Raw genomic sequence first — 13438 nt, 5'->3', positions numbered from 1 at the left:
CCGAGCAGCATGGGTTGAAGCGCAGCGGGAGGTCGCGGTGGCTCCGGACCCACTGACTGATGTACGGCGTGATGATGGACTCGGAGGTGGGCCGGACCGCGAGCCGCTCTTCGAGCTCCTTGTTACCCGCCTCGGTCACCCACGCGACCTCGGGATCGAACCCCTCGACGATGTCCTTCTCCCGTTCGAGGTAGGACTCGGGGATGAAGAGGGGGAAGTAGGCGTTCTGTACGCCGGTCTGCTTGAACTTCGCGTCGAGGAACCCCTGCAGTCGCTCCCAGACGGCGTACGCCCGCGGCCGGGTGACGATGAACCCGCTCATCCCCTCGGGGCCGTAGTCGGCCAGCCCCGCCTTCCGCACGACCTCGGCGTACCACTCGCCGGTGTTGTGTGACTTGGACTCGGTGATCCCGAGTTCCTGGTCGTCGTCGCTCATTGTCGTGTGAAGGGTCGGTCGCGGGCTTAAAACGTCCGAAGCCGCGCGGGCGAGTCCCCGGCCGCGGCGCGTTACTCGCCCAGAGCCGCGTCGCGTCCGGGGTCGCGCCGAGCGCGTCGCCCCTGGCCCCCTTTCAGATCGCCGGAACGCGGAGAAACGTTAACCCCGTCCGGACGCCTACGGCCGGTATGGACCTGACGGGGCTGCGTCGGTACGCGCCCGAGGAGGTGACTCGGGCGCGCCGCGAGGCGGCCGTGCTCGCGCCCGTCATCGAGCGCGGCGGCGAGGCCCACCTGCTGTTCACCAAGCGCGCCGCCCACCTCGGCGAGCACCCCGGACAGATGAGCTTCCCCGGCGGCGGCCGCGAGCCGATCGACCGGACACTCACCGACACCGCGCTCCGCGAGGCCGACGAAGAGGTCGGGTTGCGCCCCGACGAGGTCGACGTCGTCGGGCGGCTCGACGACACGCGCACCTCCTCCGCGTACCGGATCCGGCCCTTCGTCGGCGTCGCGCCCGACCGCGAGTACGTCCCCGACGAGTCGGAGGTCGCGGAAGTGGCGGTCCTCCCCGTCGACGGGCTGACGGACCCCGCGAACTACGAGTCGGAGCGCCGCCTCGGCCACCCGGAGTACGGCGACCACCGGGTTCACTACTTCCACGTCGGCGGCTACACCGTCTGGGGCGTGACGGGTCGGATGGTCGTCCAGCTGCTGGAGCGCACGACCGACTGGCGCGCGCCCGAGGAGGTCGACCGGGTGGTCGGCGCCGACGCCGAGCTTCCGATCTGAGACCGGACCGGCTCCGAATGGCCAGTTTTAGAAGGTAGCAGCAAAAAACGCTGGTGTGTCCGAACTCGTCGAGACGCTCCGCGGCATCGACGGCGCCGAGGCGCGCGTGATCGCCTCCCTCGGCTCCCTCGACTTCGAGGTCGAGTACATCCGGGAGGACGTCGAATCGCGGTACTCGGGAGGAGACCTCGAATCCGCCTACCGGCTGATCATGGCGAATCAGGTCACCGGCGACGAGTTCAAAGAGCTCATCGACGAGCCGTTCGAGGCCCAGACCCTGTTCTTCGAGAACGTCGTCGTGCTCGTGTTGCCCTCGGCGCGCTACGAGGCGGTCTTCGCGTCGTTCGACCGGACCGAGCCGTTCCCCGTCATCGAGCTCATCGACGCCGCCGACCGGCTCTGACCGGACCGGGCGCGGCTCGCCGATCCGACCGTCACCCGCTCGGTTCGACCGCCAGCCGCAGCGTCAGCGGCGCGCCCTCGGCGAGCGCGGCCACGAGGTCGCGGTCGAGGTCGGCGGCGGCGCCGTCGCCGTCGACGAAGATTGTCCGCTCGTCGTCGGTGTACTCGCTGGTCCGTCCGACCAGCGACCGGTCGTCGCGGAGGGCAAGGTCGGGGTCGCCGCGGCCGACGATCTCGTCGACGTGGGCGGGATCCACGAGGTCCGCGATGTCCGCCCCCGGCTCTCCGACCGCGAACGTCGCCGTGATCGTCGCGTCAGCGTCCCGACACGACTCGCGGAACTCGGGGGCGAAGTCGCGGGGCGCGCAGCCGGCGTCGACGCCGACGATGCAGTCGCCCGCTGGGGTGAGCCAGTCATCGGTCGTGAGCTCGACGGTGCTCGCATGCTCGGCGGTGACGTGCTCGTGGCCGGTGGCGTGGACGACTTCGACGAGGGCGTCGTCACCGACGGCGTCGCTTTCGCGCTCGGCGTCGCTCATGCCACTCCGGTCCGCGACGGCGCGACAAGTGCCCGTCGCTTCAAACGTCCGCGCCCTCGGCGAGCGCGGGGATCAGCCGTGCGGGGTTCTTGGCGAACACCCGGCGCATCAGGTCCTCCGAGACGTCGAGGGTGAGCACCTCCATCACCCCGACGTTCGGGTGGACGTCGGGCGCGCCGGAGCCGAAGAGGACGCGGTCGGGGTGTTCGAGGACGCCCCGTTCGAGCACCTCCCGGTAGCGGACGGCGCTCGTGTCGACGTAGAGCCGGTCGTACTCGTCCAGGAGGTCGAGCGTCTCGTTCATCAGGTCGGCGTCGAGCGGGTAACCGCCGAAGCTCGCGAGCACGACCGGGAGGTCGTAATCGAGCAGCTCGCGCTCGACGGCGTCGGGCGGGAACGCCCGCCCGGCGTGGACGATGAGGGGGAGGTCGGCCGCCTCCAGCCGGGTGAGCACGTCCTCGTTCGGGAGCCCGTCGACGTGCGGGACGAGCGTGAACCCGTGGAAGCGGTCGTCGTAGGAGTACTGCTCGACGTCGTCGGGCCGGGCGTGGTGGTCGTCCCGCTCGGCGCGCAGGTTCCGCACCGCCGCGACGGGGCCGTCTCCCGGGTCGCGCGGGCCGTTGAGTCGGGCGAACGCGACGAACGGCCGGTCGATCGAGAGGCGCGCGACCGCGTTGTTCGCGCGGAGGTAGCTCCGTCCGGACGCGCGACGGCCGGGGCTCGCGACCGCGCGCACCACGCCCGCCTGGAGCATCTCGCGCTCCAACCGCTCGGGGGAGATGTCCCGGCCGTGGGTGGCGACCGAGGACTCGTCCGGGTCGAGCGTCGCGCGGGTGTCGATGATCCGGAAGTCGTGTTCCAGCCCGAGCATCTACCGGTCCCTCTCGGGGGATCCGCATGTGCCTGTCGGTCTCACGCCCGGTCCCCGACGTCGCTCCGGCCGGACGCTCTCGCGGCTCCGGTCACGACCGCCCTCACGGCCCCGCGGTCGAGACGATCTTCACCACGTCGCCCTCGCTCAGCTCGTGGCCCTCCCCGATCCGCCGCGAGGAGCGCGCGTCGACCGCGTGGAGGTACCCCTCGCCGATGTCGGTGTGGACCGCGTACGCGAGGTCCGGCGGCGTCGACCCCGACGGGAGGAGGAAGGCGTCGGGGAGGACGTTGCCCGTCCCGTCCGTCCACTTCGAGGCGTCCTGTACCGGGTAGACGGTGATCCGGTCGAGCAGGTCGTAGACGGCGGCGTTCAGCGCGGTCTGGACCCCGGTCCCGCCGTGGTCGTCCATCGCGCCGCGGATCGCGTCGAGGCCCTTGCGCTGCTCCTCGGAGACGTCGCCGCGGATCTCGAAGTCGCCGTCGCCGGGGTCGTAGTCGACGACGCCCGCCTCCGCGGCGCGGCGCAGGCCGAGCTCGCCGTCGGCCGTCGCCGGGACCACGGGCTTGTCCGTGCCCTCGCGGATCCGGTCGAGGGCGCCGTCGGGCGCGGCGTCGATCTTGTTGGCGACGACGACGATCGGCTTGGTGCGCCGGCGGGTCGCCCGCGCGAGCGCCTCGCGGTCGTCGCCGGTCCACGCCTTCGGGTCGTCGGGGTACTCCAGCCCGCGCAGGACGGCCGTCACGTCGCGCTCGGCGGCGCCGAACCCGGTCAGCAGCTCCGTGATCGACGCTTCGAGGTCGAAGTCGGGCGAGCGCGACTTCCGCTCGACGGCCTCCCAGTTGCGGTCGACGATGCCCGCGAGCCACAGGTCCATCTCCTCTTCGACGAAGTCCACGTCGTCGAGCGGGTCGTGCGCACCGACTTCGACCGGCTCGCCCTCCGCGTTCGTCGCCCCCGAGGCGTCGACGACGTTCAAGACGACGTCGGCGTTCGTCAGCTCGTCGAGGAACTGATTGCCGAGCCCCTTCCCCTCGTGGGCGCCGGGCACGAGCCCGGCCACGTCGAGGAGCTCGACGGGGACGTAACGCTTCCCGCCGCGGCAGTTCTCCGAACCGCAGCGCTCCTCGCGGTCGAGACAGGGGCACTCGGTGCGGACGTGCGTGACGCCCCGGTTCGCGTCGATCGTGGTGAACGGGTAGTTCGCGACGTCGACGTCGGCCATCGTCGCCGCCGTGTAGAAGGTGGACTTCCCGGCGTTCGGCTTCCCCGCCAACGCGACCGTGATCATGGTCGTGGGTCGCGGCGCGGCGAAAAGCGCCTTTCGGTCGGGCGGGCCGCGGTCGAACTCAATCGAACTCGACGAGGTCGTCGTCGACGCCGCGGAGGCTCTCCGCGAGCCGCGACTCCGGCGGCACGGCGTCGAGGAACGCCTCGGAGCCGAACGGGGCGTCGCCGTTGACCGACACCATCCCGAGGTCGGCGGGGTCGCCGTCGAGTCCCGTGAGGAACGCGACGGTGCGGACGGCGGGGACGTCGTCCACGCGGGCCGCGACGTCGACGGAGCCGTACAGCGACCGGTGGGTGGCCACGTGGTGGACGCAGGTCGGCGTGGGCGCGAACAGCAGCAGGTAGCGCGCGCCCGGCTCGGTGCGCCCCAGCTTCGGCCGGATCGCGTGGCGCTCGTCGGCGTGGAAGTACCGCTCCATCCGCCGGTACTGGCGCAGGACCTCGTTCGCGCCGGTCGCCCGGCGCACGGCGGCGTCGGCCTTGAGCTCGATCACGTGGTCGACGCGCTCGGGCGTCCGCAGCCGGACGTAGGCGTCGACGACCCCGCGCCGCCCGTCGGCGTCGTACGGCTCCTCCAGCCGGATCGCCGGGTCGTCGTGAGCGGCCGCGTAGTGGTCGACGACGCGCGTCGCCAGTTCGTCTTCCCGCATCCGTCGCAACCACGGCGCCGCCGGCGAATAAAGGCGCCGACGGCGCGGCCGCGGTCGCCGTTCTGGGGAGCTACTTAACCCCTCTGGCCGTTCCGACGATCCGGGGTGTATCAAGAGGTTTGTAAGGGTCAAACCCCTACCTTCGGTGATGTCTGATAGACTGAGTAGACGGCGGTACGTCGCCGGAACCGGAGCCGCGCTCGCCCTCGGAACGCTCGCCGGCTGTTCCGGCGGCGGGGACGGCGGTGACGGTTCCGACGGTTCGGACAGTTCCGACGGTTCCGACGGTTCGGACGGTTCCGACGGCGGCTCGGGCGGCGCGGGGGAGGCCCTCGACGACGTCCCGGGCGAGATCGACGACTACCTCGCGGACGCCCGGATGTACGAGGGCACCATCGCCGACTACACCGGGCAGGACGAGGTCACCGTCGCCGTCGGCGCCGGCGACATCGGCTACGCGTTCGATCCCCCGGCGATCCGGATCGACTCCAGCACGACCGTCGTCTGGGAGTGGACCGGTCAGGGAGGCGCCCACAACGTCGCCTCCGTAGAGGCGTCCGAGTCCGACTTCGAGAGCGGGAACGCGGTCGCCGAGGAGGGGACGACCTTCGAGCAGTCGTTCGACAACACCGGGATCCAGCTCTACCAGTGCACGCCGCACCAGGGGAACGGGATGCTCGGCGCCATCGAAGTCGTCGAGAGCTAACGCCGGTCCGGTCTCTCAGCGGTTCTCGATTTTCGTCGTTGCCGACACCGACACCCGTCCCGATAGCCGCGGGTCCGGGCCCGACTACGGCAGGAACGACCAGCGCACGTCGACGATCCGGTCGTGCTCGGTCGTCACGGTCGGCCGCGCGAGGTGGTCGTTCGCGTTGACTCCCGCCTCCGCCAGCCGCGTGAGGGCGTCTTCGAGCGACCGGTCCGAGCGCTCGACCGAGGCGTCGCGCTCGTACGGGGCGTCGATCGGCTCGTCGGGCGCGTTCGCGACGTCGACCTCGTCCGCGAGAGCGGCGCCGATGGCGCGCGGCGGCTGGTGGAAGTGCCAGCCGCGGACCGTGAGGAACAGCCAGACGTCGCCGTTGATCGCGTGGTACTCCCCGGTGACCTGCGACTCCTCGTGGGCGACGATCCGCGACAGGACCGCGGTCTTCGTCCGGTAGAGAGCGTCCTTTCGGGCCGAACGGACGTTGCTCTCGGTGACGTCGCCGCGGTCGTAGGCCGCGGTCGCCTCGTCGGCGAACCGCTTCGCGACCTTGTTGACGACGTACAGCGATTCGAGCAGGTCGTCCGTCGGTTCGAGCGGGTCCACGGTGAGTCCTCGGTCGGCGTCGTCGCGAGTTCGGCCCGTCGACGACATAGTCGTTTCGGGGTTTTCCGAGACGCCAGCGTTGGTCCCGCGGGCCGCGACCCCGCGCCGGCACGGGGACCGGATGGTTAATTCTTTAAGCGCACGGACGAAGGTGGTGGCAAGCAATGTCGGACGACTCGCTCAAACTCTACACGGCGATATACGTCGCGCTCTTGGTCGCGGCGACGCTGAACTTCATTCTCTTCGAGGCCACGTTCATCGAGTTCACGTACGCCCAGGCCCTCGGCGGGACGCTGGTGATCGCGACGGTCAAGACGCTGCTCATCGTCGCCTACTTCCAGCACCTCCGGTGGGAGAACCGCTCGCTCACCTACGTGATGGCGCTCGCGCTCGCGCTCACCATGCTGCTGATGGCCGCCGCGACCTACTCCATCTCGTAGCGCGGTCACCCCCGTTCTCCCGCTCCCTCCGTCTCCGCCCCCGATCGATCCGGTAGTTCTGACACCTTCGGGCGTGTTTTTTGTGGCAGTGCGCGAACGGTAGCGTATGGAACTCCGCGACGCCACCGCAGACGACGTTGACGCGATCCGAGAGGTCGCCCACGAATCGCTGATCGCCTCCTACGGTCACGCGGTCGACGAGGCGTTACTCGCCGAGGCGGTCGACGAGTGGTACGACCCGGACGACCTCGTCGCGGACATCGACGACGAGACGACGGTGTGTCCCGTCGCCGTCGTCGACGACGACGTGGTCGGGTTCGCCGAGAGCTACGTGGTCGGGCGCCGCGAGCGGGTCGGCGAGATCGACTGGGTCCACGTCCACCCGGATCATCGCGGCTCCGGGATCGGTTCCGCGCTCCTCGAACACCTGGAAGCGGAGCTCCGGGAGGTCGACGTCGACCGCATCGAGGCGCGCGTCCTCGTCGCCAACGAGGTCGGCACCGCGTTCTACGAGGGCGAGGGGTACGAGCTGGTCGGCGAGCGCCGCGTCGAGATCGGCGAGGAGACGTTCGACGAGCGGGAGTACCGCAAACAGGTCAGCCGGCTGACCGGCATCTCCGAGGGCACGGTCGAGACGGCCGCCGGCGACACCGTCCACGTCGCCTTCGACGAGAGCGAGCGCGGCTCCGACGGCCCCTTCTACGTCGCGTACGCCGACCCCGACCGGGAGCGACGCTACGGCTACTTCTGCGGGAACTGCGAGGGGACCGACGTCGCCATCGACACGATGGATCGCATGGAGTGCGGCGACTGCGGGAACCGCCGGAAGCCGTCGCGCTGGGACGCCGCCTACTGAGCCGCGCGCCGGTCGCCTCGCCCCGTAGCGATCCCCCGCTACAGCGTCTCCTTCACGCCCAGCACGCGCTCTTCCGCCTCGCGCCCGGGGTCCAACTCGCTCCCGTCGCGGTCGGCCTCCCGGTGCTCGGCGACGGTGCGGGCCATCGCCTCGTCGACGGGCGTCGACTCCCAGCCGAGGTCGGCGAGCGCGCACGTGTCGAGCAGGTGCGGGTACTCCCGGTAGAGCGGGAAGTCGTCGGGTTCGAGCCCGCCGGCCGCGAGCGCGTCGGCGCTCGCCGGCACGACCTCCGGGTCGGCCCCGGCGGCCTCGGCGATCGCCTCCACCGTCTCTTCGAGCGTGAGCGCTCGGCGGTCACCGACGTTGTAGGCGGCGCCGGAGTCGCCGCGCTCGGCGACGACCCGGAGCGCGCTCGCGACGTCCTCGACGTACGCCCGGTGCCAGAGGTTCTGCCCGTCGCCGGGGACGACGACGCGGTCGTGCGAGAGCACGCGGTCGATCCAGTAGTCGAGCCGCTCCGTGTAGTCGTACGGCCCGTAGACGACGCACGGTCGGACCGCAATGGCGTTGACGCCCTCCTCGGCGGCGTCGGACACGATCCGGTCCCCTTCGGCCTTCCGGTTCCCGTACGTCTCGTCGCTCTCGTCGGTCGCCTGTTCGGGAGTGCACGGCTCTAGCGGCGTCTCTCCCTCGCGTTTCGGGATCGCCTCCGCGGCGTAGCTCGACCCCGACGAGACGTACACGTAGCCGTCGACGTCGGCGAACACGTCGACCGCGGTCGCCACGTCGTCGGGCCGGTAGGCGACGCAGTCGATCACGACGTCGGGGGCAGCCGAGAGCTTCGCCGTTCGGAGGTCGCGCTCGTTCGTCCGGTCGCCCTCTACGTGCGTCACGCGGTCGTCGTCGGCGAAGGGGTTCTCGTGACTGCCGCGGTTCAGCATCGCCACCTCGTACCCGTTCGCGAGCAGGTCCGAGACGGTGTGTCGCCCGATGAACCGGGTCCCGCCGATGACGAGCGCCGTGTCGGTCATAGGGGTTTTCGGTCCGTCGCCCTCAAAAGTGTGACCGAACCGAAACGGGCCGCGCGGCCAGGAGACCGACGATTCACTCCTCGTACTTCGGGCGCGGCCCGTCGCCGCGCCAGCGCCGGTAGAGGAGGTACGCAATGCCGAGCCCGAGGAACCACGTCGCGACCCCGATCACCGCGTATCCGATCCCGATCAGGAAGTCACCGGCCGGGAGTCCGAGCATACACCGACTCGGCGTCTCGGCGACATAAACGCTCCGAGCGAGGGCCAGTTACACGGTCCCGGCGTTCGTATCCCGCTTCATGACAGATCGCAGCCGTCGTCGGCCGTGGCTCGCCGCGCTGCTGGCGCTCGTCGTCTCTGGACTCGGACACGCCTATCTCCGCCGCTGGGCTCGCGCGTTCGGCTGGTACGTCGCGGTCACCGCGGCGGTCGTCGCGCTCGTTCCCGACGCGGCGGTCGACGGGCTCATCGCCGGCGACGTGCCGCCGTTCGCCGACGTGGCGCCGGCCCTGTTCGTCGCCGCCGCCAGCGTGATCGACGCGTACGTCACGGCGCACCGGCAGAACCGCGAATACGAACGCGAACGCCGGACGGCGACGGCGGATCTGCCCGATCGGGAGGCGTCGGCTGAGCGGACGACCGCCGCGTCGGGAACGAGCGCAACGACCGAGCCTCGGGACCAGCCGGCGTCCGACGAGACCTCCGGTGCGGACGCGGCCTCGTGTCCTCACTGCGGCCGCGAGACCGACCCGTCCTTCGACTTCTGTCAGTGGTGCGCCGAGCCGATCGACGGGTGAGGCCGACGCGAGAAAGCGACACGCGAGCTATCGGAACGCGGTCGACATCGAAAAGAACCGTTAAAATCGGGACGGCGACCGCCGCCTCAGAAGAGGTAGAACAGCGGGAAGATGAACACCCAGACGATGTCGACGAAGTGCCAGTAGAGGCCGAAGTACTCCACCGGCCGCTCGTCGTCCATATAGTGGCCCTGGTAGGCCCGGACGAACAGGTAACAGGCGATCAGGAGGCCGCCCACGACGTGAATGCCGTGGAGCCCCGTGGTGACGTAGTAGATCGACGCTTGTATCGGGTCACCGTGGGCGTTCGACGCGATCATCACGCCGCGGTCGAAGACCTCGTGGTGCCACTCCCACATCTTGATCGCCAGGAAGGTGAACCCGAGCAGGATCGTCGCACCGAGCGAGGCCAACAGGCCCTTCCGGCTGTTCCGGTGAGCGGCGACGAGCGCCAGGATCACCGTGAACGAGGAGGTGATCAGCACGAACGTGTTGATGAGCCCCGGCAGCGACTCCGTCAGCGGCTCCCACGTCATCCAGCCGGCGTTGTATCGGACGAAGATGGCCGCGGAGAGGAACGCGCCGAAGACGATCACGTCGGACGCCAGGAAGAACCACATCCCCAGCTTGACCTTCTCGACGCCGTTGAACGGCCACCGCTCGGCGAACTCGCTCGGCGGGGCGTAGAAGTCCTCTAATCCCCACATCACGCCGCTCGCGATCAGCCCGACGAGGCCGACGATGATGAACGTCGGGTAGAGGAGGTTCGAGATCTCGACGCTCGTCGACGCGAGCGACTCGCCGACGATGAACGTGACCGAGTCGGCGAACCCGGAGAGTCCGAACATGAAGAACGCGGTCATCAGCGAAAGGGCGAACGGCCAGATGCTCGCGTGGCTCGGGTGTTTGTCCCAGTACGGGTACTCCTTGATGTGGTCGGAGTGCGTGTCCCCCCCGTCGGTCGCGGCGTTGCCGTCGCTGTCGGTCTTCACCGCGGGCCCGCCGTCGGGGACGAAGTCCTTCACGAATTCGAGCTTCCCGGACGCGTACGAGGGGCGGTTCGGCCAGTTTTCGAGCGGCGGCGGCGAGGAGACCGCCCACTCGGCGGTCCGCGAGTAGTCCCACGGGTTGTCGCCCGCCTCGGGGCCCGAGACGTACGACTTCGCGAAGTTGTAGAACATGATGAAGAAGGAGAACCCGAGGATGAACGCCCCGATCGTCCCGATCTGGTGGAACGTCTGGAACTCGGGGTTGTACTCGAAGACGCGGCGCGGGGTCTCCCAGCCGAGGAACATGGAGAAGTACACCATGTTGAAGCTGACGAAGAAGATCACGAAGTGGAGCTTCCCGAGCAGCTCGTCGTACATCTTCCCGGTGACCTTCGGGAACCAGTAGTAGGCCCCGCCGAACAGCGCCGTCGCGCCCCCGAACATGACGTAGTGGAAGTGCGCCACCACCCAGTAGGTGCCGCGGAACTCGTAGTCGAGGACGATGGCGCCGAGGAACACGCCGGTGATGCCGCCGAGGATGAAGAGCAGCAGGGCGCCGAACGCGAAGAGGAACGGCGTCGTGAACTGGATCCGCCCCTTGATCAGCGTGTAGATCAGCGAGAACACGACGAGGTCGAACGGGAGCGAGATGCCGATGGTGGTCGCCATCATCAGCGTCTTGATCTCCAGGTTGATCGTCGTGAGGAACATGTGGTGCATCCACACGAGGAACGACTGGACGGAGATGAGACAGATGGAGATGATGACCCACTTCCGCCCGACGAGCCGGCGGCCGGAGAACGTCTGGAACAGCTCCAACATGACGCCCAGCGCCGGGAAGAAGACGATGTACACCTCCGGGTGACCGAAGAACCAGAACAGGTGCCCCCACAGGAGGGAGCCGCCCTCGGTCGCCGAGAAGTACACCGAACCGAGCACGCGGTCGGCGGCGAGGATGAGCCCCGCGGCGAGCATCGCGGCGAACGCGAACAGCATCATCCACACGGTCGCGAGGATGCTCCACGTGAACATCGGCATATCCATGATCCCCATCCCCTCGGCGCGCGAGTGGTGGATCGACACGAGGAAGTTCACCGACGAGGCGGTGACTCCGATGATGAAGACCGCGAGCGCGAGGACCGCTCCCGTCGACCCGATGCTCGGCGTGTACATCGGGATGTTGAGCGGTGCGTACATCGTCCACCCGGCGCTCAGCGTGCCGCCCTGGAAGAAGCTGACACCCAGCAGTACGCCGGAGAACAGGTACATCCAGTACGAGAGCGCGTTCAGCCGCGGGAACGCGAGGTCATCGGCGCCGATCTGGAGCGGGACGAAGTAGTTCGCGAAGCCGAAGGCGAACGGCGAGAGGAACCAGAACACCATTATCAGCCCGTGGGCCGTCACCGCCTCGTTGTACGCGAGCCCGGAGAGCACCTGATTCGCTGGGTCCCAGAGCTGAACGCGGATCAGCAGCGCCAGCACGCCGCCGAACAGCAGGAAGAACAGCGCGGTGATCGTGTATAAGATTCCGACGTCCTTGTGGTTCGTCGTCACGAGCCAGCGCTTGACGGAGGTCGTCGGCGGGAGCTCGCTCATGCGGGAACACCCCCGACGGCGGCGGCGCTCACGCTCGCGCTGGAGGAGTTACCCTCCGCGGAGTCGCCGCCCGTGCCCTCGTACCACTCCTGCCACTCGTCCTGCGGGAGGACCGTGATCTGTCCTTTCATCGCCGAGTGCCCCTGTCCGCACAGCTCGAAGCACTCGACCCTGTACGTGGCCTCACCGCCCTGCGCCTCGACCTCCTCGGAACTCACGGAGAACCAGTTGGAGTTGGTCTCTCCGGGGATAGCGTCGGACTTTATCCGTAACTCCGACGAGCCGAAGTTGTGCCAGACGTCGCGTGAGGTCACCTCGATGTCGATGCGCTGGTCGGCCGGCACGATCATCTCACCGGTCGTGGTGTGACCGTTCGGGTACTCGTACTCCCAACCGAACTGATACCCCTCGACGAGGATCTCGATATCGCCTTCGTCGCCCGTGTCGGGGCCCTCCTCTACGTAGAGGAGGATGCCGTACGCGTACACAACGAGACTGATGACGACGATCGCGCTCAGCCCGAACGACAGGAACAGCTTCTTGGCCTTCGGACCGCCCTGTCCCGTCGGGAGTTCGCCGACCGTCGGCGCGTCGAAGCTCTCTTTCGGTTCGCCTCCGTCGTCGCGGTACTTGTACACGTTCCACAGCGTGTATGCGACGACGATCGTCCCGACGAGGGTCCCGAGCGCGAGGAAGACGAAGAATATCTCCTCGAACACCTCCGCCTGCGCGCGCCAGTCGCCCCCCGGTTGCAGGATAATTGGATCTATCATGTTCCTCTATCAGCTCTTGAGTCACACTTGGCGATGGCACACTTAGCTCTTGTGTAGCGCGACCGGAAACCCCGTATCTGCTCCCCGATCCGACGCGTCTCCGACGGGGACGGGGAGCCGATCCGGACGTGTATACGAAGGCTATTTGTACACGCGAACGGACCGCCTAACAACGAACCCCACCATGGTCTCACTCACGCTCTTGAGCACGGCACTAATGGGGCTGCTCGCCGCGGCCACCTTCCTCGCCGTCGCGAAGGTCGGCGCGCGGCGAACGGCGCCCGGGACGGACGCGTCGCACGACAGATACGCCGCGGTCGTCGGCGCGCTTCGCGAGTTCGTCCGCCAGCCGGTCGTGTGGGCCGTCACCTTCGTCGTCGTCACGGTCGGCATCGGCGGCGTCGCGCTGCTCGCGGTCGGTAACTTCGGACTCCCGGAGGGGCTCTCCAGTAGCCTCCTCAGCGTCACCTACGCCGCGGTCGGGCTGCTCGTGACCGGCTTCGTCTTCCTCGGCGCCTACTTCGGCGCCCGGGAGCGCGGGCTCGGGAACGCGCACGGCGTCGCCGCGGGCTCGTTCGCCGCGGGACTCGTCTTCCTCGTCCTCATCGCCGTCCAGCTCCTCGTCGGCGTCATCGGCTGAGTGGGGCCCCGTCGACTCCTCTTTCGCG

16 protein-coding genes and 1 pseudogene are annotated in these 13438 nt (G+C 68.9%); 7 read left to right on the top strand and 10 right to left on the bottom strand.

All coding sequences use genetic code 11. The features are described from left to right. Nucleotides 1-436 (bottom strand): annotated as a pseudogene (locus SD626R_RS05420) (proline--tRNA ligase); the annotation flags it as partial. A gap of 188 nt (nt 437-624) precedes the next feature. Between SD626R_RS05420 and SD626R_RS05415 the strand changes: the two are divergent. Continuing rightward, the gene (locus SD626R_RS05415; protein WP_092564548.1) at nt 625-1227 is read left to right on the top strand and encodes an NUDIX hydrolase; all 603 of its coding nucleotides are present in this window, start codon (nt 625-627) and stop codon (nt 1225-1227) included. A gap of 55 nt (nt 1228-1282) precedes the next feature. After that, nucleotides 1283-1630 carry a DUF7522 family protein gene (locus SD626R_RS05410; protein WP_092564546.1) on the top strand — a complete coding sequence of 116 codons (348 nt, stop codon included), beginning with the start codon at nt 1283-1285 and terminating at the stop codon, nt 1628-1630. Between the two features lie 31 nt (nt 1631-1661). Here the strand turns inward: SD626R_RS05410 and SD626R_RS05405 are convergent, their stop codons facing one another. The 4 genes from SD626R_RS05405 to SD626R_RS05390 form a co-directional block, all read right to left on the bottom strand. Beyond that, on the bottom strand, nt 1662-2168 hold the full coding sequence (locus SD626R_RS05405) for a DUF371 domain-containing protein (RefSeq protein ID WP_092564544.1): 507 nt from the start codon (nt 2166-2168) through the stop codon (nt 1662-1664). 40 nt (nt 2169-2208) lie between these two features. Beyond that, nucleotides 2209-3039, bottom strand: a complete 831-nt coding sequence (locus SD626R_RS05400; protein WP_092564542.1) for an amidohydrolase family protein — start codon at nt 3037-3039, stop codon at nt 2209-2211. Between the two features lie 103 nt (nt 3040-3142). Further along, complete coding sequence (locus SD626R_RS05395; RefSeq protein ID WP_092564540.1) at nt 3143-4330, bottom strand: redox-regulated ATPase YchF; 1188 nt, start codon at nt 4328-4330, stop codon at nt 3143-3145. A 58-nt stretch (nt 4331-4388) separates the two neighbouring features. Then, entirely contained in the window at nt 4389-4979 is a 591-nt protein-coding gene (locus tag SD626R_RS05390) for a hypothetical protein (RefSeq protein WP_092564538.1), read from the bottom strand. A 148-nt stretch (nt 4980-5127) separates the two neighbouring features. Between SD626R_RS05390 and SD626R_RS05385 the strand changes: the two genes are divergently transcribed. Then, nucleotides 5128-5685 (top strand): halocyanin domain-containing protein, encoded by a 558-nt coding sequence (locus tag SD626R_RS05385; protein WP_092564536.1) that lies wholly within the window; start codon nt 5128-5130, stop codon nt 5683-5685. A gap of 84 nt (nt 5686-5769) precedes the next feature. Here SD626R_RS05385 and SD626R_RS05380 read toward each other — a convergent pair whose 3' ends face one another. After that, entirely contained in the window at nt 5770-6288 is a 519-nt protein-coding gene (locus tag SD626R_RS05380; protein ID WP_092564556.1) for a hypothetical protein, read from the bottom strand. Between the two features lie 164 nt (nt 6289-6452). On the opposite strand from SD626R_RS05380, the gene SD626R_RS05375 reads away from it, so the two are divergent. After that, nucleotides 6453-6728 carry a cytochrome C oxidase subunit IV family protein gene (locus SD626R_RS05375; RefSeq protein ID WP_092564534.1) on the top strand — a complete coding sequence of 92 codons (276 nt, stop codon included), beginning with the start codon at nt 6453-6455 and terminating at the stop codon, nt 6726-6728. A 106-nt stretch (nt 6729-6834) separates the two neighbouring features. Continuing rightward, on the top strand, nt 6835-7584 hold the full coding sequence (locus SD626R_RS05370) for a GNAT family N-acetyltransferase (RefSeq protein WP_092564532.1): 750 nt from the start codon (nt 6835-6837) through the stop codon (nt 7582-7584). A gap of 38 nt (nt 7585-7622) precedes the next feature. Here SD626R_RS05370 and SD626R_RS05365 read toward each other — a convergent pair whose 3' ends face one another. Beyond that, nucleotides 7623-8615, bottom strand: a complete 993-nt coding sequence (locus SD626R_RS05365) for an NAD-dependent epimerase/dehydratase family protein (protein WP_092564530.1) — start codon at nt 8613-8615, stop codon at nt 7623-7625. Between the two features lie 73 nt (nt 8616-8688). Then, entirely contained in the window at nt 8689-8835 is a 147-nt protein-coding gene (locus SD626R_RS16735) for a hypothetical protein (protein WP_176697275.1), read from the bottom strand. Nucleotides 8836-8914: 79 nt separating this feature from the next. Between SD626R_RS16735 and SD626R_RS05360 the strand changes: the two genes are divergently transcribed. After that, a complete protein-coding gene (locus tag SD626R_RS05360) occupies nt 8915-9412 on the top strand; it encodes a zinc ribbon domain-containing protein (RefSeq protein WP_092564527.1) in 498 nt (165 codons plus the stop codon). Between the two features lie 86 nt (nt 9413-9498). Here the strand turns inward: SD626R_RS05360 and SD626R_RS05355 are convergent, their stop codons facing one another. Then, the gene (locus SD626R_RS05355) at nt 9499-11997 is read right to left on the bottom strand and encodes a cbb3-type cytochrome c oxidase subunit I (RefSeq protein ID WP_092564525.1); all 2499 of its coding nucleotides are present in this window, start codon (nt 11995-11997) and stop codon (nt 9499-9501) included. Further along, nucleotides 11994-12770 (bottom strand): cytochrome c oxidase subunit II, encoded by a 777-nt coding sequence (coxB, locus tag SD626R_RS05350; protein ID WP_092564523.1) that lies wholly within the window; start codon nt 12768-12770, stop codon nt 11994-11996. Before coxB ends, SD626R_RS05355 begins: the two co-directional genes overlap by 4 nt. A gap of 184 nt (nt 12771-12954) precedes the next feature. Here coxB and SD626R_RS05345 point away from each other — a divergent pair, with 184 nt between their 5' ends. Continuing rightward, entirely contained in the window at nt 12955-13410 is a 456-nt protein-coding gene (locus SD626R_RS05345; RefSeq protein WP_092564521.1) for a hypothetical protein, read from the top strand. The last annotated feature ends 28 nt before the right edge of the window (nt 13411-13438 follow it).

The sequence above is a fragment of the Halorubrum sp. SD626R genome (genome assembly GCF_001261915.1).
Taxonomy (GTDB): domain Archaea; phylum Halobacteriota; class Halobacteria; order Halobacteriales; family Haloferacaceae; genus Halorubrum.
Note: the sequence above shows the minus strand (reverse complement) of the source record. Positions and strands in the feature narration are given on the sequence as shown.